The organism is Larkinella humicola (assembly GCF_008727875.1).
Taxonomy (GTDB): Bacteria; Bacteroidota; Bacteroidia; order Cytophagales; family Spirosomataceae; genus Larkinella; species Larkinella humicola.
Genome location: NZ_VTWS01000015.1, coordinates 1 through 26,116 on the forward strand (window position 1 = coordinate 1; position 26,116 = coordinate 26,116).

At 52.6% G+C, this 26,116-nt stretch carries 18 protein-coding genes; 9 read left to right on the top strand and 9 right to left on the bottom strand.

Annotated elements, in window-relative coordinates; genetic code table 11:
- Positions 1–23 precede the first annotated feature (23 nt).
- Genes F0P93_RS30860 through F0P93_RS30880 form a run of 5 tightly spaced genes read left to right on the top strand, consistent with a single transcriptional unit; the run spans position 24 to position 12,670 of the window.
- A complete protein-coding gene (locus F0P93_RS30860) occupies positions 24–7,424 on the top strand; it encodes an Ig-like domain-containing protein (RefSeq protein WP_374756800.1) in 7,401 nt (2,466 codons plus the stop codon).
- Positions 7,425–7,429: 5 nt separating this feature from the next.
- Positions 7,430–8,419, top strand: coding sequence for a PorP/SprF family type IX secretion system membrane protein (locus F0P93_RS30865; protein WP_150881657.1), 990 nt, complete (start codon positions 7,430–7,432; stop codon positions 8,417–8,419).
- 35 nt (positions 8,420–8,454) lie between these two features.
- Positions 8,455–10,824 carry an OmpA family protein gene (locus F0P93_RS30870; protein ID WP_150881658.1) on the top strand — a complete coding sequence of 790 codons (2,370 nt, stop codon included), beginning with the start codon at positions 8,455–8,457 and terminating at the stop codon, positions 10,822–10,824.
- A 39-nt stretch (positions 10,825–10,863) separates the two neighbouring features.
- Positions 10,864–11,787: a PorP/SprF family type IX secretion system membrane protein gene (locus F0P93_RS30875; RefSeq protein ID WP_150881659.1), complete on the top strand. Its 924-nt coding sequence runs from the start codon at positions 10,864–10,866 to the stop codon at positions 11,785–11,787.
- A gap of 10 nt (positions 11,788–11,797) precedes the next feature.
- The gene (locus F0P93_RS30880) at positions 11,798–12,670 is read left to right on the top strand and encodes a glycosyltransferase family protein (RefSeq protein WP_150881683.1); all 873 of its coding nucleotides are present in this window, start codon (positions 11,798–11,800) and stop codon (positions 12,668–12,670) included.
- A gap of 7 nt (positions 12,671–12,677) precedes the next feature.
- Here the strand turns inward: F0P93_RS30880 and F0P93_RS30885 are convergent, their stop codons facing one another.
- Positions 12,678–13,157 carry a low affinity iron permease family protein gene (locus F0P93_RS30885; RefSeq protein ID WP_150881660.1) on the bottom strand — a complete coding sequence of 160 codons (480 nt, stop codon included), beginning with the start codon at positions 13,155–13,157 and terminating at the stop codon, positions 12,678–12,680.
- A 124-nt stretch (positions 13,158–13,281) separates the two neighbouring features.
- On the opposite strand from F0P93_RS30885, the gene F0P93_RS30890 reads away from it, so the two are divergent.
- Positions 13,282–15,141 (top strand): ABC transporter ATP-binding protein, encoded by a 1,860-nt coding sequence (locus F0P93_RS30890; RefSeq protein WP_150881661.1) that lies wholly within the window; start codon positions 13,282–13,284, stop codon positions 15,139–15,141.
- Positions 15,142–15,177: 36 nt separating this feature from the next.
- On the opposite strand, the gene F0P93_RS30895 is transcribed toward F0P93_RS30890, so the two are convergent.
- Together F0P93_RS30895 and F0P93_RS30900 are read right to left on the bottom strand one after the other, a co-directional pair.
- Positions 15,178–17,142 carry a hybrid sensor histidine kinase/response regulator transcription factor gene (locus tag F0P93_RS30895; protein ID WP_150881662.1) on the bottom strand — a complete coding sequence of 655 codons (1,965 nt, stop codon included), beginning with the start codon at positions 17,140–17,142 and terminating at the stop codon, positions 15,178–15,180.
- Positions 17,143–17,272: 130 nt separating this feature from the next.
- Positions 17,273–17,662 carry a DoxX family protein gene (locus F0P93_RS30900; protein WP_150881663.1) on the bottom strand — a complete coding sequence of 130 codons (390 nt, stop codon included), beginning with the start codon at positions 17,660–17,662 and terminating at the stop codon, positions 17,273–17,275.
- A 237-nt stretch (positions 17,663–17,899) separates the two neighbouring features.
- Between F0P93_RS30900 and F0P93_RS30905 the strand changes: the two genes are divergently transcribed.
- The gene (locus F0P93_RS30905; protein WP_150881664.1) at positions 17,900–18,505 is read left to right on the top strand and encodes a DJ-1/PfpI family protein; all 606 of its coding nucleotides are present in this window, start codon (positions 17,900–17,902) and stop codon (positions 18,503–18,505) included.
- Positions 18,506–18,708: 203 nt separating this feature from the next.
- Here the strand turns inward: F0P93_RS30905 and F0P93_RS30910 are convergent, their stop codons facing one another.
- The 4 genes from F0P93_RS30910 to F0P93_RS30925 form a co-directional block, all read right to left on the bottom strand.
- Positions 18,709–19,113, bottom strand: a complete 405-nt coding sequence (locus tag F0P93_RS30910; RefSeq protein WP_150881665.1) for a T9SS type A sorting domain-containing protein — start codon at positions 19,111–19,113, stop codon at positions 18,709–18,711.
- Between the two features lie 147 nt (positions 19,114–19,260).
- Positions 19,261–20,472, bottom strand: a complete 1,212-nt coding sequence (gene chrA, locus F0P93_RS30915) for a chromate efflux transporter (protein ID WP_150881666.1) — start codon at positions 20,470–20,472, stop codon at positions 19,261–19,263.
- A gap of 108 nt (positions 20,473–20,580) precedes the next feature.
- The gene (locus F0P93_RS30920; protein WP_150881667.1) at positions 20,581–21,537 is read right to left on the bottom strand and encodes an isopenicillin N synthase family dioxygenase; all 957 of its coding nucleotides are present in this window, start codon (positions 21,535–21,537) and stop codon (positions 20,581–20,583) included.
- Between the two features lie 128 nt (positions 21,538–21,665).
- Positions 21,666–22,376, bottom strand: a complete 711-nt coding sequence (locus F0P93_RS30925; protein WP_150881668.1) for a superoxide dismutase — start codon at positions 22,374–22,376, stop codon at positions 21,666–21,668.
- A 200-nt stretch (positions 22,377–22,576) separates the two neighbouring features.
- Between F0P93_RS30925 and F0P93_RS30930 the strand changes: the two genes are divergently transcribed.
- Positions 22,577–23,536, top strand: a complete 960-nt coding sequence (locus F0P93_RS30930; protein ID WP_150881669.1) for a c-type cytochrome — start codon at positions 22,577–22,579, stop codon at positions 23,534–23,536.
- On the opposite strand, the gene recR is transcribed toward F0P93_RS30930, so the two are convergent.
- Positions 23,523–24,134 carry a recombination mediator RecR gene (gene recR, locus F0P93_RS30935; RefSeq protein WP_150881670.1) on the bottom strand — a complete coding sequence of 204 codons (612 nt, stop codon included), beginning with the start codon at positions 24,132–24,134 and terminating at the stop codon, positions 23,523–23,525. The genes F0P93_RS30930 and recR overlap by 14 nt on opposite strands.
- 103 nt (positions 24,135–24,237) lie before the next feature.
- Positions 24,238–24,516 (bottom strand): ATP-dependent Clp protease adaptor ClpS, encoded by a 279-nt coding sequence (locus F0P93_RS30940; RefSeq protein WP_138993930.1) that lies wholly within the window; start codon positions 24,514–24,516, stop codon positions 24,238–24,240.
- Positions 24,517–24,649: 133 nt separating this feature from the next.
- On the opposite strand from F0P93_RS30940, the gene F0P93_RS30945 reads away from it, so the two are divergent.
- Positions 24,650–26,113, top strand: coding sequence for a sodium:solute symporter (locus F0P93_RS30945; protein ID WP_150881671.1), 1,464 nt, complete (start codon positions 24,650–24,652; stop codon positions 26,111–26,113).
- The last annotated feature ends 3 nt before the right edge of the window (positions 26,114–26,116 follow it).

Here is a 26,116-nt window from a genome sequence, read left to right on the forward strand (position 1 = left end):
CACCCTGCAGTCTGTCGGGCACCCTGACGGCGTCTCAGACGGCGGTGTGTTCGGGGGGTAGTGTGGTGTTGACGGCCAGTGCGAGCAATGCGGTAGGGAATGTGACTTATCAATGGAGTGGTGGTTTGGGCAGCGGCAGCAGTGTGACGGTATCGAACCTGACGACGACGAGCACCTATACGGTGGTGATTACCGACGGGGCGGGTTGCAGTGTAACCAAAACCGTCACGGTAACGGTGAATCCGGTTCCGGTGGTGAGTCAGGTGTCTTCTTCCACCACCTGCGTAGGCACGGCGGTGCAGATCTCACTCAACCTGAGTGCTTCGGGCGGTGTTTCCTACGTTTGGAAAGGCCCCAACGGCTACAGCAGCACGCAGCAGAATCCGGTGATCAATAATGCGACGAGTGCTAACAATGGCACGTACAGTGTGACGGTGACCAGCGGCAGCGGGTGTACGGCGGTGGGTAGCACATCGGTGGTGGTGGGCACGTGTCCCAATCCACCCTGCAGTCTGTCGGGCACCCTGACGGCGTCTCAGACGGCGGTGTGTTCGGGGGGTAGTGTGGTGTTGACGGCCAGTGCGAGCAATGCGGTAGGGAATGTGACTTATCAATGGAGTGGTGGTTTGGGCAGCGGCAGCAGTGTGACGGTATCGAACCTGACGACGACGAGCACCTATACGGTGGTGATTACCGACGGAGCGGGTTGCAGTGTAACCAAAACTGTCACGGTAACAGTGAATCCGGTCCCGGTGGTAACCTTGGTGACAACTACCAATCCAACTTCTTGTACGGGTAACCATGATGGAAGTATTACGATAGGAAATTTGACTGCCAATCAAACCTATGTAGTCAATTACAAACGGGACAATGGCGAGGTGGTAACCCAAACCATGAATGCGGGTGGTAATGGACAACTTACTTTAAACGATCTCACCGCCGGATCGTACAGTCTCACGGTTTCAGTAGGTGGTTGTAGCGGTGAGCCGCTGACGACAACGTTAGTGAACCCAGGCCTACCGGAAAAACCGCAGATAACAGTTTTGCCTTCTGTAACCAGTTGTTTGGGCGGAACTGTAACCCTAACGGCCACCGGTGTTAACGGGGCTAGCTTCCAGTGGACAGGCTCCGGCTTGTCGTCGCCAACGGGTTCTGTAGTAACCGTTACCCCGTCGGTTGTCGGGAGTTTGGTTTATTCCGTAACACAAACCGTAAATGGCTGCCAAAGTCCAGCATCGGAAAGTGTGACCATCACTGGAGTTGAGTGTACAACCTGCGTAGCACCAACTCCGACCCTAACGTGTACGACCACTGACATTTGTCCGGGCGATGCCGTTGAATTGCACGCATCTGATTGTGCGGGAGTTATTGTTTGGTCGACAGGCGCTACGGGACAAAGTCTCATCGTATCACCTTTTACATCAACGACCTACACCGCCCACTGTCAATTGCCGAACTGCATCAGTGCACCTTCGAAAGCGATTGTGATCCGTGTTTCTGACCCCAAACCACCAACGATTACGGCCAATGCGGTTGATGTTTGTGTCGGAGGAACGGTTAGTTTGACTGCCACTGGCTGTGAAGGGAAAGTAATCTGGTCAACAGGAGCAACCGGGTCGGTGCTAACCGTTACGCCGGATGGGCCTACTACCTATTACGCCAATTGCCGCATTCACAATTGCATCAGTGGACCGTCGCAGGGAATAACGATCCGAACAGGTCCAATCCCGAGACCGCACATAAGCAGCAGTACCAATACTGTATGTCCAGGAGAGAATGCCGTTCTGACAGTTTCAAATTGCACTGGCATTCCGATGTGGTCGACGGGTGAGACAACGGCAACGATTGTTGTGGCACCAAACGAAACCACTTCCTACACGGTAGTCTGTAAGCAGGGTTCCTGTATCAGTCAGGTGTCGGATGTCTATACCATTACAGTTGTGAAGCCACAGCCTCCGCAGGTCGACATCAGCGCTGACGTAGTTTGTCTGGGCGGTTCGGTACAGTTGACCGCCATGGGATGCTCCGGAACGGTAATCTGGTCTCACAATGCGACCGGTTCCAGTGTCAGCGTCATTCCAACCAGTAACGTAACGTATCGGGCTACCTGCAAAGTAGGAAATTGTTCGAGCGATCCGTCTCAGCCCCTTTCAGTGACGGTAGTTAATCCGGCGGCTCCCATTATCAAGTCGGACAAGACGCTGATCTGTGCGGGAGAAGTCGTTACCCTGACGGCAGAAGGTTGTCGGGGCGGACAGGTTGTTTGGTCGAATGGTTCGACAGGCAATAACCTCACGGTTATGCCGGGAGCAACCACCAACTACACCGCTCAATGTAAAGAATACAATTGCAGCAGTGTCGCGTCAAATGCGATCACGATCAATGTTACCAACAGCAACGCGCCAACGCCAACGGTTACGGCATCCGCAACGCTCATCTGCCAGGGTCAGCCAGTAACATTGACGGCAATGGGTTGCGATGGCGGAACGGTAATCTGGTCGACGAATGCGACAGGTAACAGCCTGGTGGTAAATCCAACGCAGACGACTGAATATTACGCGGCCTGTAAAATGAGTACAGGGTGTAATGGAACCCCCGCGAAAGTTACAGTGCAGGTTAATACTCCTGCCAAACCAACGATCCGGGTTTGTAAATGTACGGATGGACACATTTGTCCCGGTGACGAAATTCGTCTGACGGTAGAAGGTTGCAGTGGAGTACCCCTTTGGTCAAATGGCGCAACGACCACCAGTATTCTGGTCTCTCCGATTGAGACCACGGTTTATACGGTAGTTTGCCAAAACCTTCCCTGCACGAGTGCTCCTTCCGAAGCGTACACCGTGGTCGTTAACACGCCCGCTTCTCCGGTCGTATGGGCTTCTAAAACGGAAATCGAACCAGGCGAAACGGTTGTATTATCCGCTACGGGTTGCGTCGGCGGTCAGATAATTTGGTCGACAGGAGCAACGGGCAGCAGCATCGAAGTGAATCCAACGACAACGACCAGTTATTATGCGCACTGCAAGATCAAGAGTTGTTTGGGCGAACCGACACCGATCATTGTCAAAATCAAGGGAGAGTGCGACGTTCCGGCCCCGCAGGTTTCCGCAACGACGCCAGCAGTTTGCTACGGCGGTTCCGTTACGCTGACGGCTACCGGGTGTACGAACGGTACAATCATCTGGTCGAATGGTGAAACGGGGAACAGTATAACCATCAACAACATTACCGGAAACCGCCCCTTCACCGCCATCTGTCAGGTGAATGAGGAATGCAAAAGTGTCGCATCAAATGCCATTAGCATATCAGTCGTCACGCTCAATCCGCCAACAATTGCAACCGATAAGCAGACACTTTGCCCGGGCGAAACGGCGAAACTGACTGCTGTTGGATGTCTGGGTACCGTAACCTGGTCGACGGGTGGAACGGGAACCAGCATCGAGATTCAGCCAGGAAGTACAACCGATTACTGGGCCACGTGTTCGTTGGGCAGTTGTGTCAGTGAGAAATCACCGCTGAGTAGGGTAAAAGTAGGTGCCCCGGTTTCGCCAACCATTACGGCCAATACAACAAATGTATGCTTCGGAGAGGCTGTAACGTTGACCGCTGCCGGTTGCCCGGATGGAACGGTGATCTGGTCAAACAATCAGGTCGGTTCTGTACTGCTCCTTTCTCCCGACGCAACGGCTACCTACTCGGCCATCTGTACGACATCGAATGCCTGTAAAAGCGGAAAATCGAATGAGCTGACGATATCGGTTTATCCGAAAGTGGCAAAACCGCAGGTTGTTAACCTGACGAACCAATGCCCCTTTGCTACGGCCGATTTAACGAAAGCAACCAGCAGTCCGGTGTCGCAGAGCGGCAGTGTGTTTGAGTTCTATACCAGTGCCACACCCGATCCGGCCAGTAAGGTACCGAATCCGAAGTCGGTTGAGGCTGGCGCCTATTATGTTGTCGAGAAAACGGCAACCGGGTGCTACAGTGTGGCAAGTCCGGTTATGGTGGTCATTATCAATTGCAACGACGTTGATCTTTGTAAGACCAGTCCGGCAACAGCATCGGCGGGTTTGAATGCCACCATTTGTTCCGCAAAAGAATACAAGCTGAATGGCGTTATTGGCGGGGCTGCCACCAGCGCGGTTTGGACGACCAGCGGGTCAGGTACGTTTGACAACGCATCTTTACTGGACGCAACCTATAAACCGTCCCTGGCGGATGTCAATGCCGGGTTTGTTAACCTGACGTTCACTACGAATGACCCCGATGGAACCGGTCCCTGTCAGGCGGCTCAGTCATCCCTGAAACTGACGATTGAAGGCCTTAAAATTCAGCCAACCATTGAGCCTGTGAACGCGGTCGTATGCAACGGAGATTCCGTCTTGTTGCAGGCTTTGCCCGACGGTTATAAATACCTTTGGAATACGAAGGCCACAACGCAGAGTATTCTTGTAAAAACCAGCGGTACCTACTCCGTCCAGTTGGTCGATAGCAAGGGGTGCACATCCATACCCTCCGAAGGGGTGGTTGTAACAGTTAAAGCGCCGATCGAATCACCGATTGCGCCGATGATGGCCCGGAATGCGTGTCCGGGATCCACCGTGGATCTAATTAAACTGGTTGAAAACGATCCGGTTACACCTGGTGGTAAATTTGAATTCCACATCTCGGACAACCCGGCCTCACCGGTTGTGATGCGCCCGGATTCGGTCGGTCGCGGGGTATTCTATGCCTTCGAGCGCAGCAACACGGGTTGCTACAGTGCGTCGACCATGATCGATGTGGCCATCTTTGACTGCAAGACAGACACTTGCCGGTCTGATCTATACGTCACGTACACGGTCGACAAGGAGCATCCGAAAGTGGGAGAGGTGGTGACGTTTGCCGTCAAGCTGGGCAACAAGGGAGCATGCCCGGCCACGCACAGCGACATCCGGATTATTCTGCCGACCGGCTTGGAACTGGTATCACCGGGTAATCTGGTGGTCGATGCCCACGGCCACCTTGGGGCCTGGATTCCGGTTCTTTCGGCGAATGAAGAAATCACTTACTACTATTCCGTTCGCGTTCTAACCAAAGGGCCGATTGCCAATCTGGTAGAAATTACGTACCTCGACCAGGTGGATCCGATTTTGACCAATAACAAAGCCTCCATTATTATCGAGGACTATACGCCAACGCTGGCGATGAAAGTGGGGCTGGCGAAAGCACTTAAAGGGGTTCAACAGAAAGAAGAAAGCTTATTTGAGTTTACCTACGATCTGGCCATCACCAATTACAGTGACCAGGATGCTACGCAGGTTCAGGTGACGGACGACGTTCAGTCGGTCTTCGATCCTCATGTCATCGAATCCGTCGCTGCCTCCGTCGATCCGGCCTCATCGCTCAAATTGAACTTAGGCTATTCGGGCTGGGTTGGAAATACGCAGCTTCTGAACAGCGGAAGTGTCGTCAAGGCCGGCGCAACGGAGCACATTCTGTTGAAAGTTAATGTCCGGCTTCACCCGGATGGCAGCCTGACGAAAACGTTCCTGAACAAGGCCTACTTGCTGGCGAAGCTCAACGAACTGGAGGTCAACGACGCTTCGACAAACGGAGCCAGTGCCGATCCGGACCATGATGGCAACCCGAATAACAACAGCGAATCGACTCCGGGCAAATTTGATTCGGCACCACCGTCGCCGATTGGCGTTGCCCTGGCCGTAACGAACATTGTTCAGCAAGCTGACAGCAGTTACAACGTAACGCTGAAAGTAACCGTTAAAAATTACGGTACGGCTGACCTGAAGCAGGTGCAATTGTCCGATAGTCTGGTGTCAGGCTTTACGGCTCCGGTTTCCTATAGTGTGGTGAGTCCGCCGATAGTGGGTGCCGGAAGCACGCTGAAACCGAACGCCAATTACAACGGCAGTGATCTGTCATCGCTGCTGGATGGGGCCAACAGCAGCCTGGCGGCTGGTGCGTCCGACACCGTTTTGGTGACGATCAATGTCAAACCCACCGGTGAGATGGGGCCGTTCTACACGCAGGTCGTTGGGTCAGGGGTTCATGCGGATTCTCTCGTGAAGGATTTGTCAAACAATGGGTTTAACCCGGCACCCATTGGGAGCGTGCCTACCGGATTCCGGTTCGATCTGCCGCCTTCTCTCTTGGGCGTAGCCAAATCGGTCAGCAAACTCGAAGACCTGGGATCGGGAGTCTATAACGTCACCTATACCATTAAGCTGACAAACCTTGGCTCGGATGATCTGAAGAATGTTCAGGTCGTTGATAACCTGACCGAAACCTTCGGCAATGATGTGCTGATTGGCCCCGGCAAACCAGCCCTGTCGGCGGAGGCCGGTTTGACGGTGGACACGACGTATACCGGTCAAGGAATGTTGACTCATCTTCTGGTCGACTCCCTGAGTACCTTGCCGAGAGGAGCTTCCCGCAGTGTCAACCTGACCGTACGGGTCGATGTCCGCAACAGCCCCAAAAATGTCTACCACAACAGTGCCATTGCCAATGCGGTAACGCTGGTAGGTAATACGATGCTGACCGACACCTCGACGGCTGGTTCCAATGTTGATCCGGACAATGACCTTGATCCCAGAAACAACAACACGCCAACCGCAGTGACCCTTCTCGGCTTGCCGGTGATACCAAAAATTGGGGTAGCGATGGCCGTGAAGGACACGACGCGGCAAACCGATGGCAGCTACAACGTGACGTATCAGATTATTGTGAAGAACTACGGATCGATGGACTTCACGAACGTACAGGTGAGCGATCAACTGTCGGAGGTGTTCAATACCACCACCGGAGCTACCTACAGCGTGGTTGGAACACCGGTTATTGCAGCGGGAAGCGGTTTGCAAAGCAACAGCAGTTTCAACGGCAATTCCAGTGCGGCCCTTTTGGCAACAGGAAGCAACCTGGCAGCCGGGAAGAGCGACACCCTGTTGCTGACCCTGAATGTGAAAACCGACGGCCGGACGACACCGTATCTGAATACCGTGTATGCGAAAGCCATAGCGGGTGCCGATACTGTCAGCGATACCTCGACCGATGGTTTTGAACCGGATCTGAATGGGAACAATGATCCGACGGAAGCCGATGAACGCGTGGCAACCCCCTTGAGGTTCAATCCGAATACCAACGAGGTGATGATTCCGGAAGGATTCTCACCCAACGGGGATAATATCAATGATTTGTTTGTCATTCGAAATACGGGTGGGGCCACCGTCATTCTGGAAGTGTTCAACCGTTGGGGCAACACGGTGTACCGGAACCACGATTACAAGAACGACTGGGACGGATCGACCAATACCGGGGTGCGGATTGGCTCGAGTTCGAAAGGATTACCGGATGGTACTTATTTCTACATCGTTGAGTTGAGCGATGGCCGCAAGTTTATACGATACATGACGATTAATCGCTAAAAACAATGATACGCAATTTTACCAGAAAGCTCGGAAAAGTAGCACTACTGCTGGTTGGGATAGCCGGGGGTAGCCAGGTTCAGGCGCAGCAGGACCACATGTTTTCGCAGTATATGTTCAACATGATGGCCATGAATCCCGCCTATGCCGGAAGTCGCGATGTGCTGAGTATGACCGCGTTGTATCGGAACCAGTGGGGGGGCATTGAAGGTGCCCCGCAGACCACCACCTTCACGATCGATATGCCCGTCAACCGGGAACGGATTGGCATCGGTTTGCAATTGTTCAACGACCGGATTGGCGAATACAGCACCACCGGTGCGTATGCCTCGTACGCATTTCGGATCAAAGTGGGGAGCCGCTCGACCCTGGGACTGGGAATTCAGGCGGGCGCTAGCAGCTTTCAGGCCGACCTCTCCAAAGTCAAAACCGATCAAGGGAGCGATCCGGCTTTTGCGCAGAACATCTCTAAAATTCTACCCAACTTTGGTACCGGTATTTATTTGAGCAACGACCGGTCGTACATTGGCGTTTCGGTACCGCAGTTGATTAAAAATCGCCTAACAGATTATAGTTATGGCTTACAAAAATCCACACAGCGCCGTCATGCCTATGCCGTGGCCGGTTTTGTCGTTCGGTTAAGTCCGGTATTGAAATTGAAGCCTTCTACGCTGGTGAAATACGTGGAAGGCGCTCCGCTGGGCATTGACGGAAACTTGAACCTCTGGATTGCAGATCGTATTTCCATCGGTACGTCCTACCGCCGGAATCAGTTTAACAGCTACGAAAGTGCCCTTGATAATGGCGAAGTCTATAATCAGGATGCGATTGTTGGCATTGTCGAAGTGCAATTGTCGGACCAGTTGCGCCTGGGTTATGCGTATGATCAGATGCTGAATAAACTGAAAACCTTCAAGCTGCCTTCCCACGAAATCATGATTCGGTATGAACTCGGCTTTGGTAAAAACAAAATTTTAACGCCCCGGTATTTCTAGGACCGACCGGAACCGCTGCCAAATTAACCCAAACCATGCGCTGTTTTTTCCTGCTATGTTGTCTGGTCGCTTGCGTTACCGGGTCAGTGAGGGCGCAGGCGTTGCTCAGGCAGGCGGATCGCCAATTCGATAATCTGTCTTACAATACGGCGATTGACCTGTATGAGCAAACGCTGAACCGTTCCGAATTATCGGAAGAGGTGCGACTGGCTACGCTGTCGAAACTGGGCTACAGCTATCGGCAAGTTCGGGATACGCAAAACGCCGAACGGGTGTACCGGATTCTGATTGGTCAACTGAAGCAATACCAGAGCGAGTACGTACCCTGTTACCTCTACTACGCCCAGGCATTGGCCAGTAATGGCAAATACAAAGAGTCGCAGGAAATGTATGACCGCTACAGCAAACTCCAGCAGGATGACCAGCGGGGAAAACAATTCTCTAAACTATACAAAGACGTTAGTATTTTGTCCCGTAATCCCGGAAATTACAAAATCGAATTTCTGGAAATCAACACCACCCAGGCAGAATTCAGCCCGATGTATTACAAGGAAGGGCTGGTTTTTGTGACGTCCAAAAGGCCCGGCAATGCTTTAAAGCGCGTTTTTAGCTGGGATCAATCAGCTTTTCTGGATCTTTATTATATGCCGGAAGCGGCTTTCAAGGGCGAAACCGTGGCCAGTTTGGGCGGGGCATCGGCCAGTCAGCGAAAAAAGCGGGCGAAGAATCCGAGAACGCTGGGCGAAGATGATTACACCGACCCCACGGCCAATGACAGCCGGACGGTGGGTTTCAGTACGGGAGCCGCAGGGCAATACGCAACGGAAAGTTCATCGGAAACCAAACGGTTTGGAGGAGCGCTGAACACCAAATACCACGAAGGCCCCGTGGCGTTTACGAAAGATGGGTCGAAAGTATTCTTTACCCGCAACAACTTCAACAAGGGGAAATACCGGGAGAGCGCCGACGGGATCAACAAACTAAAGCTGTATGTGGCTGAAGAACAGAAAGGTTCGTGGGGAGAAGCGCAGGAATTACCCTTTAACAACGACGACTATTCAACCGGGCATCCGGCTTTGAGCCCGAACGATAAAATGTTGTTTTTTGCGTCGGACCGTCCCGGCGGTTTTGGGGGAACGGATTTGTACGTCTCTAGCCTTAAGGACGGAAAATGGTCGGAACCGCTCAATTTAGGCAAAGACATCAACACCAAAGGAAACGAAATGTTCCCGTTTGTCGACGACCGGGGCAACCTGTACTTCTCGTCCGACGGTCATCCCGGTTTGGGCGATCTGGATATTTTTTATGCCCAACTGACCGACCAAACGGCGGTGAAATCGGTGCAGAATATTGGTGAACCACTCAATTCTTCGAAAGACGACTTCGGTATCGTCACCGATGGCGCCCGAATGTTGGGGTATCTCAGCAGCAACCGGTTGCGGGGCGGAAGTGACGACGATATTTACCGTTTTAAGCGGGAAGGCTCCCTGTATGCCTGCCGTGAACTGACCATCCACGTGTTTGACAATCAGACCAAACAGCCCCTCGGAAATGCCCGGCTTGACCTGGATCAGAAAGACGTTCAGGATGGGAAGCGGCAAACCCAGACCGACGGCGAAGGCAATATCCGGATTTGCCTGGACCCGGAAAGTGATTTTAGGATCACTGCGGCCATGACGGGTTATCAGTCCAGCCTGTTGGGGTTTTCGACCAAAGGATTATCCGACGATCAGCCCCTGCGATTGGAAATACCGCTGGACACCGTTCAGGTACAGCCTAAACAACCGTTGAAATCCAAGGTGCGGGGGCGGATTTTGACCCATACGGAACGGTTGCCCATCGATGGCGTTGAAGTGATTTTACGTAACCTGTGCGATAGCACGGTTTTGGAAATGGTAACCGGGCCGGATGGTAGTTATGAATTTTTGGTCGATCCCGGTTGTGAATACATCGTCGAGGCCCTGAAAGATTGCATGGGCACCACCGGAGCCCGCATTTCACCCGCGGCCAATGCCACCACGGAACTGACGATGTTTCGTCAGGGCGATATTATTGAAATCGATAACATCTACTACGACCTCGATAAATGGGATATTCGACCGGATGCTGCGCTCGAAATGGATAAACTGGTCGCTTTGATGAAAAAATACCCGGCGATGCGAATCGAGATGCGGTCACATACCGATAGCCGGGGGTCGGCAGTATATAACATCACGTTGTCGATGAACCGGGCGATGGGGGCGGTGACCTATTTGCGGAAAAACGGTATTGCCTCCCGCCGAATGAAAGTGACCGGATACGGAGAAGGCTTGTTATTGAACACTTGCAAAGACGGCGTGAAGTGTACGGAAGCCGAACATCAGCGCAATCGGCGAACAGAAATTAAGATACTTCAGGTTGAATAGCTTTACTTTGTACTTTCGTACACCCAACACGCCCTGTGAATGATTCGACCGCTCGTCTGGAAAATAGCCACCCTCATCGCCTTTGTCACGGCCGGAAGCCAGGCGGTTCTGGCACAACGCGAAGTTCTTTACGCGCAATACCTGAGTAACCCGTTGACGATCAACCCCGCCTATGCCGGGAGCCGGGAAAGTCTGACCATGTCGGCCATTTTTCGTCGGAAGTGGTTTGGACTCCAGGGACAGGGTTTCAACCGAATTACGCAGTCGTTCGGAGCCGACGGCGCGCTGTCGGGTGGCAAAGTGGCCATTGGGTTTCAGGCGTTGAATGATCGGATGGGGCTTTATTCAGCCACCGGTTTTTATGGTAGTCTGGCCTATCGAATCACGTTGCCGTCCATGGCGAAACTGTCTTTTGGCGCTTCGGGCGGAATCAACGTCATTCCCATTTACGATCCGGCCAGCAGCACCGGAATCAACAAAGCCATGCCGAGCGTTGGTGTTGGGGTGTATTACGAAGCCGAACGGTTTTGGGCCGGCGTGTCGATGCCCGAGCTGGTGAACCGACCCATTACGTTGGGTACAGGTCAGAATGCGTCCATTCGCTATCAGCGCCCCTTGTTCATTAACTTCGGTGGACGCATCGCTGCTAGCGAAGGCGTCGATTTTCTGCCTTCCATTCTACTTACCCAACAAACCGGCTATCCCCTCGGAATTGACCTCAATGCCAGAGTCTGGATTGAAGAAAAACTGGGATTGGGCGTTTCCTACCGGGCTAACAACAGCACTCTGATCACGACCATGAACTATTTTGTGGCTCTGGCCGAATATGAACTATCGAAGAGCATTCGGGTTGGCTATTCGCTGAGCAGCAAGCAGGTTGAAAACCCCTTTTACATTCAGAAAAGCGTTCACGAAGTGCTCTTCCGGTTTACACCAAGTCCAACTAAATTCAGATACCAGTAAGCGGATGGCTATGAAGGTTTCCGGTTTTAGTTTCATCCGCAACGCCCTGCAATATGATTATCCGATTGTGGAAGCCATTCAGTCCATTCTCCCGCTGTGCGACGAGTTTGTGATTGCAGTCGGTCGTTCCGAGGACCAGACGCTGCGCCTGATTCAATCAATCCAATCGGATAAAATTCGGATCATTGAAACCGTGTGGGACGATTCGCTGCGTGAAGGCGGACGTGTGCTGGCCGTCGAAACCGACAAGGCACTGGCCGCGATTGCCCCGGATGCTGACTGGGCATTTTACATTCAGGGCGACGAAGTGGTGCATGAAAAATACCTGCCAGCCATCCGGGAAGCGATGAAAACGTACAAAGAGGATGCGCAGGTGGAAGGGTTATTGCTCAACTACCAGCATTTCTACGGTTCGTATCGGTATGTGGGGGACTCGCGCCGGTGGTATCGCCGGGAGGTGCGCATCATTCGCAACAACGGCAACGTGGTGGCTTACCGGGATGCGCAGGGTTTTCGGACCCGCGACAACCGGAAGCTCAACGTAAAACTTCTGGATGCCACGGTGTATCACTACGGCTGGGTAAAACCGCCAGACCGGCAAGCTGACAAGCTTAGCAACTTCGGGCGATACTGGCACAATGACGAGCACATGGCCCAATCCCGCAAAGAACTCAAAGGATTTGACTACCGGGGGGTAGACTCCCTGGCCTTGTTTGATGGCACGCACCCGGCAGTCATGCAGGCTCGGATCGAGCGAATGAACTGGCAGTTCGATTTCGACATTCGGCAAAAGAAACTCTCGTTTAAAAACCGCTTCCTGAAAACCGTCGAAAACCTGACCGGTTGGCGAATAGGCGAATATCGAAATTATAAGTTGTTGTAAGTCAAGGCTACGTGTTTTTCTTTCCAGTCTTGTTCTTTCCCTGATTCTGCATTTTTTCCTGGTGTAATTCCTCCGCTTCTTCCACCGAATGCGATTCCGTTACCTTGTTCTCTTTTTTCGCTTTTTCAACCAGAACTCCGTAAAAACGATGCAGGGTAACCAGTTCATCTTCCGACAAATCTTCAATATTGAGCAGCCGGTTGCTGGCTTTGTGGTGTGAGGCAATCAGTTCATTCAATTTGAGTTGTATGGCCATCGAATCCTTGTTCTGCGACTTCTGGATCAGAAATACCATCAGAAAGGTAATGATCGTAGTGCCGGTATTGATCACCAGTTGCCAGGTATCGGAATAATCAAAAAGTGGCCCGGTAATGAGCCAGACAATAATGGTTAATAAGGCGAGAAGAAAGGCGGTTGAACTGCCCGTAGCTTTCGTGACTGCGGTTGCGAAGTGTTCAAATACGGCTACAAATCCTTTTCTGTTCATCGTTAGCTGGGGTAGTTTGACATGCGTTTTAGTGATACGGACTGCCAGAAGGCCGAAAAAAAACGTAAGGTACTCACTCCGGCTGTATGAAGAACCAATTTGGTTCGGGTAATGTATGTTTACTATGGCAAAAACACCCACTCCAGACTTTCCCGGTCGCATTCAGAGCGAAAAGGGACAGGCTGAACTTTCCTGGAAAGACCGTTTTGCGGCACTCCGTAATTTGCCGGCCTTTTTTCGCATGATCTGGCAGGCGTCACCCGCCCTGTTTTTGGGCAACGCGGCCGTTCGACTGGTTCGGGCGGCTATGCCCGCTTTGACATTATACATTGGAAAACTCATTATTGACGAAGTGATTCGGTTGTCGGGCCAAACCGGTGACGATGCTGAATGGCTCTGGACGTTGGTCGGAGCTGAGTTTGGTCTGGCCGTTCTTTCGACGGCATTGGGGCGGCTGACCAGCCTGCTCGACGGTTTGCTGGGCGATCTGGTCACCAACCGAACGTCTGTCCGGCTCATGGAACACGCGGCAACGCTCGATCTGGAACAGTTTGAAGATGCTACTTTTTACGATAAACTCGAACGCGCCCGGCGACAAACCACGGGTCGTTCTTTCCTGCTTTCCGGCGTTTTTGGGCAGGTGCAGGAACTGATTTCGGTGGGTTTTCTGGCGGCAGGCCTGGCAGTTTATAATCCGTGGCTGTTGGTTTTGCTGCTCCTGGCGGTTATTCCGGCTTTTATTGGCGACAATTATTTTAACCAGAAAAGCTACTCGCTCTCACGAAGCTGGACGCCCGAACGGCGCGAGCTCGACTACCTGCGTTTTGTGGGAGCGAGTGACGAAACGGCGAAAGAGGTCAAAATCTTTGGTTTGTCGAACTTCCTGATCGACCGGTTTCGGAGTCTTTCGGGACAGTATTACCTGAAAAACCGGGATCTGTCCATACGGCGGGCGGGCTGGGGAACGGGGCTAACCATCATCGGAACCGTAGGGTATTACAGTGCCTACATCTGGATTGTGGCGCGTGCGGTGAATGGCGGTATTTCCATTGGTGACCTGACGTTTCTGGCGGGTTCGTTCCGGCAGCTTCGTGGGTCGATGGAGGGTATCTTGTTGCAATTCAGTAGTTTGACGCAGGAAGCCGTGTATTTGCAGGATCTCTTTGATTTTTTTGAAATAAAACCGCTCATTCATTCCACGGAAAAACCGCTGGCGTTTCCGTCGAAAATTCAGAAAGGGTTTGTGTTTGAGAACGTTGGTTTTAAGTATACTAATTCGGATCGCTGGGCACTTCGCAACCTGAGTTTTACCTTGACACCCGGCGAAAAACTGGCACTGGTGGGCGAAAATGGCGCCGGGAAAACGACACTGGTGAAACTCCTGGCGCGGCTTTACGATCCGGCCGAGGGGCGGATTCTGCTCGACGGGCACGACCTGCGTGACTATGATCTGCTCGACCTTCGCCGGAACATCAGCGTGATTTTTCAGGATTACGTCCGCTTCAAAATGTCGGCGGGTGTCAACATTGCCGTGGGCGATATTGACGAACGAACCAACCAGCCCCGGATCGAAAACTCCGCGCAACGCAGCCTGGCTGACACCGTGATTGCCAAATTACCAGGCGGTTATGAACAACAACTGGGCCGCAGTTTCGGAAAAGGCGTGGAACTGTCGGGGGGCGAGTGGCAAAAAGTCGCATTGGGTCGGGCCTATATGCGGGATGCCGAGGTCTTGATTCTGGATGAACCCACGGCAGCATTGGATGCCCGCGCCGAGTACGAAGTCTTTCAGCGGTTTGCCCGTCTGACGGAAGGCAAGACGGCAGTGATCATCTCCCACCGTTTTTCGACCGTCCGAATGGCCGACCGAATTCTGGTGCTGGAAAACGGCCAGTTGCTGGAAATCGGTAGCCACACGGAGCTATTGGCGAAAGCGGGTCGGTATGCTGAACTGTTTCACTTACAGGCACGTGGGTATCAATAACTAAAGTTTCAGTATATTTAACTGCATTGAAAACCGTCAGCCTTTGCGGTACGAAGTTGGGGTCTGGTGGTAAAACTCCCGAAAGACTTTGGTAAAATAAGAGGGTGTTTCAAAACCCACCAGATAAGCGGTTTCGGCCGCACTGTGTCCCAGACGCAGCAAATCAATGGCTTTGCGAAGGCGGTATTGCCGGATCAGCTCCACCGGCGACAGATGGGTCAGGTTGTGAACCTTCAAATACAGGGCTTTTCGACTCATCGCCAGTTCGTCGGCCAACCATTCAACACTCAGCGTCGAATCATCCAGATGCTGTTCGATGAGGGTGTATAACCGGCGCAAAAACTCGTCCCCAACGCTCAGGAGTGGGGTGGCGCTGTCGGGTTGGGCGAGTTGCTGGCGGTAATATTCCTGCAACCGCTGCTGGTGAATGAGCAAATTACGCAGCCGCAGCCGGAGTTCGCCCAGGTGAAAAGGCTTGGTGAGGTAGTCGTTCGCACCCAGCGTCAGCCCCCGAAGGCGGTGCGTTTCATCGGCACTAGACGAGAGCAATACAATGGCAATGTGGTCAGTCGCCGGATCAGCCTTTAATTTCTCAATCAAGCCGTGGCCGTCCAGGCGGGGCATCATCAAATCCGTGATAATGATGGCGGGGAGCTCTTCCTTTGCTAGAATCCAGCCTTCGTAGCCATTGGCTGCCGACCGAACCCGGTAGGTCGTAGCCAGTTCGGCCACCATAAATTCCCGCAGTTCGGCATTGTCCTCGACTACTAAGACCAGGGGAGGAAGATCGGCGATGCCGGTTGGATTTTTACTGACTGACTCTCCGGCGCGGGCGGGCAGGTCGATCGCTACGGAGGGAGCTTCCACCGGTGGAATTCCCTCCTCGCCATTCGTACGGTGAATGGGCAATTCGAGCTTAAAAACCGTTCCTGACGGGTCAGCCCCCCCTTCAATCTGGCTCTCGACCTGGATGGTGCCGCCTAGCCGCAAGGTGAGTTCGCGGACTAATGCCAGACTAACTCCGGTGGTGTCGTTGGCCCGAATGCGCTGGTTGTCACCCTGATAATACCGGTCAAAGACGTGCGGCAATTTATGGGCGGTTATGCCAATGCCGGTATCCCGTACGGCCAGACGCGCTCCGGCTGGCGTTTGGTGGAGTGAAACCGTGATGCCACCAACGGACGTAAACCGAATGGCATTGGTCAGAAGGTTGAACAGAATCGTTTCCCACTTGCCCGCATCGAAGCGGTAATTACCAGCGGGCAAATCCGTTTCATAGACCAGCGTCAGGTTCTTGACGTCCGTCGAGGGGCGAAACAAGTCCACTAGTTGGCTCACGAAACCGGGTAAATCTCCTACTTGTTCGACCAGGTCCATTTGCCGGGCTTCGAGCTGGTTGAGCGTCATCAACTGGTTGATGAGCCGCAGAATTTGCCGGGCGTTCCGGCGGACGGTGACCAGGGGCGGGTGAAGGTGATCCGGCAAATCACCGGTTTCCAGCAGTTTGTCGACCGGAGAAATGATCAACGAAAGCGGGGTGCGCAATTCGTGGGTGATATTGGTAAAAAACCGCGTTTTCATCGCGTCCACAGCCTTCGATTCGTGGGTCTCGCGCAACTGATGAATGTACCGGCTACTCTTTTCGATGGTCGTTGTAAGGTCTTCGAAATCAATGGGTTTGGTTAGAAAGTCGAAGGCGCCCCGGTTCATGGCAGTTCGGATTTTGGTCATGTCGCCGTAGGCCGTGAGGATGACCGCGGGCACCAGCGTATTGATCTCCTGGAGACGGGTTAACAGTGTTAGACCGTCCATGCCGGGCATATTGAGATCGGTCAGAATCAGGTCGATGTCGGGTTGCTGTTCCAAAATCAGCAGTGCCTGACGGCCGTCCCGGGCAAACACAAACTCGTAGGTTCCATTCTGTATGGTCTGGCGAAAACGTTGCCGAAAGAGGGTTTCCAGATCGGCTTCATCATCCACCAGAAGTATTTTGGTCTTCATTGATCCGTGAGAATAAGGGGGGCTATAGTGGGTAATGATAAATGTAAAATGAGGAATATAAAATGTAAAAGTATCGCTAACCCGGCACTTTTACATTTAACATTCCTCATTTTGCATTTATCATTTGAAATTAAAGGTTATTGGTGCTTTTCAAAGCCCAATAAACCAGTACAGGCTGGAAAAATAACCGTAAAAACCGCTTTTTATCCGTATCCAGACCAAAAGCACTGCGTTTATTGGCGTACTGCGAAATGTTGCCGGGGAAAATTGCCGTAAAAAAAGTAGCCGCTGCTTTTCCGACAGTTTGTTCGTGCTTTTCGCCCGTGAATACCAGGCTGCTTCCCAACGCGATTTCGGCCAGACCGGAATACAGCACCGTATCGTCTTTTTTTAAGGGTACCCAATCCGGAACCTGTGCCTTAAACTCTTTCCGGGCAAAGGTGAGATGGCTGATGCCGGCAAAGAGCAAACTACTGCCTAATAATATTCGGGCTGCTTTCCTTCCATTTATCTCGTTCATAACCGCTTGTTTTTATGTTTCAGAAGCGAGTCCCCGTAATGTACTCAATAGCCGGGGTTGTTGCGCTCTTTTGTAAGTAACCGGTTTGTTCCTGGAAGGGTTTTGCCGGATTGGATTAGTAACCTGTATACTAGCCAGATGTCAGGATCAGCCGGTAAATGCAGGGATGTATCGCTTTCGGACATTTGGAACCATCCTGCCGGAACTCTAATTTTACCTGAACGCTTTTTTCTGCTCATGCGCACGGTTGCTATTCTTCTTTTCAACGAAATTGAGGTGCTTGATTTTGCCGGGCCCTTCGAAGTCTTCGGGGTGGCCGGTCGGCACGACAATCCCAAACCCTTCCGGGTCGTTACGGTGGCTGAACGCGGACCGGTGTATGCCCGCAATGGTCTCAGCCTAAATCCAACCTATCTGCTCAATGATCATCCGAAAGCCGATATCATTATTGTGCCGGGCGGAGGTGGTCAGCACGCAGACGGTACACCTTACGGCTCCAGGCGGGAAATGGACAACCCGGCGGTGCTGAACTGGGTTCGTCGGGCGGCTGCAAACGCCGAGCTCGTTCTGTCGGTTTGTACCGGATCTTTCATCCTCGGCAAAGCTGGGCTACTCGACGGTTTGGCCGCGACGACGCATTTCCTGGCAGTTGATGGCATGCAAAAAGCCGCTCCAAGCACTGAACTGCGCCTTTCTGAACGGTATGTCGACAACGGAAAAATCATTACCTCGGCGGGAATTTCAGCCGGTATTGATATGTCGCTGTACGTCGTCGGGCGGTTATTGGGTAAAGCCGTCGCCGAGGAGACGGCCCGGTATATGCAGTATGACAACTGGAAGTGATGGTCCTGTAGGAGTTGTTTTTTCTCGGAACTCAATCACGACTGGGCCAACAGTCTGTCGGTTTCGGATGCAACGTGTCGTTTCCACTTTTCAAATTGGATGTATGGGATTAACAATGCAGAAAAACGGCCAACCCTATACAGAGTCAGCCGTTCCGGGTGGATATAATCAGTCATTCGTAGTGTCGGTTGGGGCGATGCGCTTTAGTTAAAAGCCACCAGGCGGGAAACCGGACCCGCTTGTTGTTGGGTGCCGAGGGTCATTCCGTAGGTCGTGGTTTCGACACCATTGGTGATGGCGATCTGGTAGATTCCGTCGGGCAGGGCACTGACGTCCAGCCGCAGCCGGGAAGCCTGGTGGCGTTTGCCAAATTGCTGGACGAAAAATTCGGCACCGGCCTTGTTGGTGAGCCGAACCATCACGGAGCCACCGCTTTCTTTGTTTAAAGCAATTTGAACTTTTCCTTCACGGGTGGTATAAATACTACTTTTAAAAGAGGCTACGTTTTTGGGCCGACCGATGGGCTTGTGGGCTTCAGCCAGAGAAGCAGAGACGGTAATCAACGTCAGGGTAAAGGCGACGAGCAGGGATTTGATAAGCGTTTTCATGGCGTGTGAAGTTTTGGTTTGGTTATCCGGTTCGGATAGATCAAAGGTCGGCTTCAATGCCCGAAAAGGCTGTCACAAATGGGTCAATGGCTGCTACTTTTGAGAAAGAGACCGGAGATGGGTACAAGGTGGCCGGAAGCCGGTGGTCTAAACCAGAAAACCCATGAATAGACCCGCAATGATCAGCACGTAGGGTGGTATCCTGGTGTATTCGAGCAACAAAATCGTGACCACCACCACGACAACCGACAGTCCGTTTTCGGCCATGGGTTGAAAAAGGGAGATGGCCGCCGATGCCGTGAGTCCCGTGCTGGCGGCATTGATTCCTTCCAGCGAAGCCCGGACGGCGCGGTAGCGTTTCAATTGATTCCAGAACCGGTAAACGAAGAAGATCAGGAACGTGCCGGGCAGGAAAATACCGGCGGTGGCCGCAAAACCGCCCAGCAGTTGACCGCTCAGTCCGGCATCCCGCATGGACAGCACTCCGATGTAGGAAGCAAACGAAAAAACCGGCCCCGGTGTAACCTGGACAATCGCCAAACCCGACAGAAATTCCTGCCGACTCAGGTAGTGCTTGAACTCGACGAACTCATTGTAGAGCATGGGCGTCAGGACCTGCCCTCCGCCAAATACCAGACTGCCGTTGCGGTAAAAGTTTTCGAACAGCCGCAGGGGGAGTGATTTGGTGATGGCCCCCAGCGTAGCCGCAGCCAGCAGAACCCCGATCCAGAGGAAGAAGTTGGCCCACTGGATTTTAAACGGCGCTTTTTCCATCTTCTCGTGCTTTTTGTAGGCAAAAGCCGTGGCAAAACCGCCGGCTACCAGAACAATGGGTGTAATATAGGGCGACGGAAAGGCATAGGCCGTGAGAGCCGAGATAATGGCTAAAACCATACCCATCTGATTGAGAATCACCTTTTTGGCAATCCGGTAGCCAGCCACGATCAGAAAACCGACAGCCATGGGCTGAATAAACCGGGTAAAATTCAGTGAGATGGAGTTTTGTTGAACGTAATAAATGCCAATGGCCACCAGCGTCATGATCATCACACCCGGAAATGCCCAGACGATCAGGGTCAGGTACGCCAGGTTGGGGCCGCCAATTTTGAACCCGAGGGCCGTAACAGTTTGCGTGGACGTCGGGCCGGGCAACACCTGGCAGAGCGCATTCAGCTCCATCAGTTCGGCTTCGGTGAGGTAGCGACGTTTCGCCACAAACCGGTCGAGCATCATGGCCAGGTGGATCTGGGGGCCACCAAAGGTCGTACAGGCCAGAATCAGAACGTCTTTCAGAAATATAATGTACCGGATGCGCCTTACCGGAGCGATGGGAGAAAGGGTTGAAAGGTAAGAGGCCATACGGGAAGATCGTTATTCTGTCGTACCGTGATCCGGAAGAACACCGGCAAAGAGCTGGTCACGGTACGACAAAAACAAGCGGGTAACTTGAACGAAAGATACCAGAATTTAACTCTTCTTCAAACCTAGTTCGCGTAAACGCTCATCCAGGAAAGCACCGGCGGTCATGTCTTCGTAAATCCTGGGGTTTTCGGTCGAAATGCAGCTTTCCAGCGAGCTTAGATCCATGTCGCCCCGGGGGTGCATGAAAAACGGAATCGAATACCGGGGGCTGTTCATTTTTTCGCGGGGCGGATTCACCACGCGGTGGATGGTCGATTTCAGTTTGTGGTTCGTCAGCCGGTCGAGCATGTCGCCGACGTTGACAATGACCTGATCGGGGAGGGCGGTGATCGGAATCCATTTGCCGTCGCGACGCAACACTTCCAGGCCCTCGGCGCTGGCTCCCATCAGGAGCGTAATGAGGTTGATGTCGCCGTGCGCAGCGGCCCGAACGGCACCTTCCTGCACGAGATCGGGGTTCAGCGGGAAATAATGAATGGCGCGCAGAATGCTGTCGCCGTGGTCCACTTTATCCTCGAAATAGTCTTCCGGTAGTTCGAGATACAGGGCAATGGCCCGCAGCAGCGTTCGGCCTGCATTTTCGAGGGTTTGATAGGTGACGACGGTATTTTTTTTGAAATCGGGAAATTCGTCCGGAAAGACATTTTCCGGCATCCCGTTGATCGGCTCCGGTTGTCCGACGTGGTAGAATTCCTTCAGATCGGCTACTTTAAAGCCTTTCGCCGTTTCTTTATTCTTCCCTACGTATCCGCGCTGGCCGTGCAGCTCCGGAAATTCATATTTCTTCTTGGTCTCCTCGTCGGCCGAAAAAAACGCTTTGACCGAACTGTACAGATTGTCCGTCAGATCGTCGGTCAATCCGTGGTTTCGGATGGAAACAAAACCGATGTTGTTAAAAGCCGCTCCCAAATCCCGGACAAATTTGGCCTTCCGTTCCGGATCTCCGGCCTTGAAATCGGCCAGATCCAACGACGGAATTTGGTCATACAGAATGTCGCTCATGTTGTTGATGTCCTCCGTTTAGTCAAGGCGCAAAGGTAGTAAAAAAGGCATTTGAGCCTACCGGTTTTTAGGAATGTATACTGTACACACGCTAAAAACCGGTAGGCTCAGATGTCTTTTTTACTACCTTAAGCTTTCATGGCTGCATTATACAACTCGTTGACTTTCGCCCAGTTAACCACGTTCCAGAACGCGGCAACGTAATCGGGACGGCGGTTTTGGTATTTCAGGTAGTAGGCATGTTCCCAGACGTCGAGGGCCAGAATGGGTGTGCCTTTTTTCTCGGCCAGGGCCATCAGCGGATTGTCCTGATTGGGAGTAGAAACGATGTCGATGCTTTGACCGTTGACGATCAGCCACACCCAGCCGGAACCGAAGCGGCCCGTTGCGGCTTTGCCCCACTCTTCCTTGAGCTTATCGAAGGAACCATACTTTTTGGTGATGGCTTCGGACAGATTGCCGGAAGGCTGTTTGCCGCCAGTAGCACCGAGAATGTTCCAGAAAAACGTGTGATTCCAGTGACCTCCCCCGTTGTTCCGGATGGCCGCAGGGGTGCTGCTGTCCACTTTTTTTACCAGTTCGTCAATGGACATAGATGCCATCGGGGAGCCAGCGACGGCTTTGTTCAGGTTATCGACATACGCTTTATGGTGTTTGCCGTGGTGTATTTCCATCGTTTGCTTGTCGATGTGCGGTTCCAGCGCACCCGAGTCGAAGGGGAGCGGAGCCAGTTTGAAGGGCCCTTCGGCCTGGAACGAGCCGGCAAAGGCCGACGACTGGAGGGCTTTCAGGGTAAGGACGCTTCCAAATGCTACTTTCAAAAACTCACTGCGATTCATATCCAAATGGTTTGAGGTGAGATACCCGGTTTGTTGGAAAACACGCCCGAAACGGCAATGTTTTCATGATTCGCAAAGAAAGCGACTTTTTTGTAACAAACGGCACGGAATTCGGTTTCCGTTCGCTCAAGAGTCAGAATCCGATGCCAATGAAAAAGGGGAAGTTTCGTAGTATTGCGTTCCAGTAAACAACTCCTGAGATGAATCGTTTTTCGTTCCTGCTCCTGGCGGCCTTTTCGGTTGCCATTAGTTGCTGCGTGAAGCCCAAAGCCTATTCGCCGGCCACCGGTCGCCTTCGTACTGTCGCACTTCCCACTTCATCCGCCCAGATCGAGCGTGGTCGTTATCTCACCAATCACGTGGCCGTTTGTCTGGATTGCCATTCCAAACGGGATTATGCCCGGCTAACGGGGCCGGTTGTGCCGGGAACGCTCGGGGGCGGGGGAGCCGAATTTGGCAAAAATTACGGATTGCCGGGGACATATTATGCCAAAAACATCACGCCGTTTGCGCTGAAAAACTGGAGCGATATGGAACTGTTGCTGGCGATGACGGCGGGCGTTTCGAAAAACGGAAAACCGCTGTTTCCGTTGATGCCCTACACCAATTACGGGAAAATGGACGAAAGCGATGCCCGGTCAATTCTGGCTTATTTGCGGACGCTGGAGCCGGTGCAAAATACCGTACCCGAATCAAAACCGGCTGCACCGATCAAACTGGCGATGAGAATGATGCCCCACAAAGCCCGGTTTCAGACAATGCCCGTAGAAAAAACCGGGGTGGAATACGGAAAATATCTGGTTACGATGGCGGGCTGTGCCGACTGCCACACGCGCCGGGGGATGGGCGGGGTAACGAAAAAAGCCGCTTTTGCGGGGGGGACAGAAATCAAACTGACGAATGGTGTTCTTCGGACGGCCAACATCACCCCTGATCCGGAAACCGGCATCGGAACCTGGACGAAAGCCGCTTTCATCGCCCGGTTTAAAACCTACGACCCGGCTACCTTCAAAGCACCCGACGTGGGGGATGGGTATGCCAGCGTTATGCCGTGGTCGATGTATGCCGGGATGTCGGAGCAGGATTTGGGGGCAATTTATGATTACCTGAAAACCGTAAAACCGGTAAAGAAAAAAGTGGCCGTTTTTACTCGTACGTAATCCGGCTCAGAATACTCCGGCCCAGGGTTACTTCATCGGCGTACTCGAGGTCACCGCCAATCGGAACTCCGCGGGCAATCGTGGAGATTTTAACGGAAAATCCTTTGAGTTTTTTCTGGAGGTAAAAAGCCGTCGTGTCGCCCTCCATCGTTGGGCTGAGGGCCAGAATGATTTCTTTGACCGCGTCGCTGTCGGGATGCCGGAGCCGGTCGATCAGCGATTCGATTTTTAAGTCGCTGGGGCCAACGCCCTCGACGGGCGAGATGATGCCGCCCAGCACGTGGTACATGCCTTTGTATTGCGCCGTGTTTTCGATGGCGAGCACATCGCGGGTATCTTCCACAACGCAGATCAGCGAACGGTCGCGTTTGTGGCTGGCGCAAATACCGCACAGGTCGTGGTCCGAGAGGTTGTGGCACTTTCGGCAGTGCTTCACCTTCGACCGCATGGCGATCAGGGTTTCCGCCAGACTTTTCGTTTGTTCTTCATCCCGCTTCAACAAGTGCAAAACCAGCCGGAGTGCAGTTTTTTTACCAATTCCCGGCAATTTGGACACTTCGTTGACCGCGTCTTCTATTAATTTGGAAGGAAACTCCAAGGTTAGTTAAGAGTTATGAGTGAGGAGTTAAGAGTTAGGAGGGAGGAATTTTGGGCGCCAGTGCGGGCGCCCAAACTCTTCACTCATAATTCTTAACTCTTAACTATTTAAGGACTTCAGCGGAAATGCCTCTCCGGCAGATTTCGTTTCGTTTGGGGACCAGTTCTTCCCACGAGCCATTTTTGACCCGGCATTTTCCTTTGTGATGGATGATGATGGTGCACTGCTCAGCCTGTTCGGCCGTGTGGTCGCAGACATCGATCAGCGTGTCAATGACGTGATCGAATGTATTCACATCGTCATTGAAGACCACCAGATTATACAGGTCGGTATCAACAACTTCTTCCAATACCTCGACGTCATTTTCTTCGAACGGTTGCATTACACGAATTTTCTTGTTTGTTTAGCAAATTTACGAAAATTTGGCCGCTTTTGCCACGCTTTATTCATCCGTGGAATAACAAAACCTCCAGAATAATAACCCATTGTTTACTTAAAAAGTTGCCCCACACGGTATGAATCCCAACATCGCGTTAACGATTCTGATTGCTTATTTTGCCATGTTGATCACGGTTTCCTGGTATACTTCCCGAGGAGCCGATACCAATACCTTCTTTACCGCTAACCGCCAGACCCCCTGGTATTTAGTCGCCTTCGCCATGATCGGTACATCCCTCTCCGGGGTCACCTTCATTTCGGTGCCGGGCGCGGTTGGCAGCAAGGCGTTTTCGTACTTTCAGGTAATCCTGGGGAACGTTGTCGGATACTACATCATCGCGACGGTGTTGATGCCGTTGTATTACCGGATGAACCTGATTTCGATTTACGGGTACCTGGAAAAACGGTTTGGTTTCTGGTCGTACAAAACCGGGGCGGGTTTCTTTCTGCTGGCCCGGACGGTTGGGTCGGCCATCCGGCTCTACATTGCGGCCGGGGTGTTGCAGATTGCCATCTTCGACAGCTTCGGGATTCCGTTCGAAGTGTCGGTGGCCATCACCATTTTGCTGATCTGGCTCTACACGTTCAAAGGGGGCGTAAAAACCATCATCGTCACGGACACGCTCCAGACCACGTTTCTGGTCACGGCGGTGATTCTGACGATCATCCTGATTTCGAGCGATCTGGGGATGGGCTTCGGCGAAATGGTGTCGACAATTGCGAAGAGTGATTATTCCCAAATCTTTTTCTGGGACGCCAACGATCCGAAAAACTTCTTCAAGCAATTTATTTCCGGAATTTTCATCGCCATTGTCATGACCGGGCTGGACCAGGACCTGATGCAGAAAAACCTGACCTGCAAGAACATCGGAGAGGCTCAGAAAAACATGTACTGGTTTACCGGAACGTTCTCCGTCGTCGTTTTTCTGTTCCTGTCGTTGGGTGCGTTGCTGTACATTTATGCCACAACCAAAGGCATTGCCATTCCGGCCAAAACCGATGACCTCTACCCGTTGCTGGCCCTCAATCATTTCGGAATGGTGGTTGGCATTACGTTTCTACTGGGCATTACAGCCGCCACCTACGCCAGTTCTGACTCCGCCCTGACCGCCCTGACCACATCGTTTTGCATCGACTTCATGAACGTGGAAGGCCGTCCGGAAATCGAGCGGGCGCGCATCAAGCACTGGGTTCACATCGGTTTTTCCGTGCTGTTTTTTGTGGTTATCATCATCTTCAACCGCCTGAACAGCCAGGATGTGGTGACGGCGGTTTTCGATCTGGCGGGCTACACCTACGGCCCTTTGCTGGGGTTGTATGCCTTCGGATTATTCACCAACCGCCCCGTGCGCGATGGGCTGGTCCCTCTGATCTGTGTTGCGTCTCCACTGTTGACGTTGTTCATCAACAACCATTCAGTCGAGTGGTTCAATGGCTACAAATTCGGCTTCGAACGACTGGTTCTCAACGGCTTAATTACCTTCCTCGGCCTCTGGGCGGTTTCGCGGAAATGGACCGTGAATGATCCGGCCGCAGCGTGATCG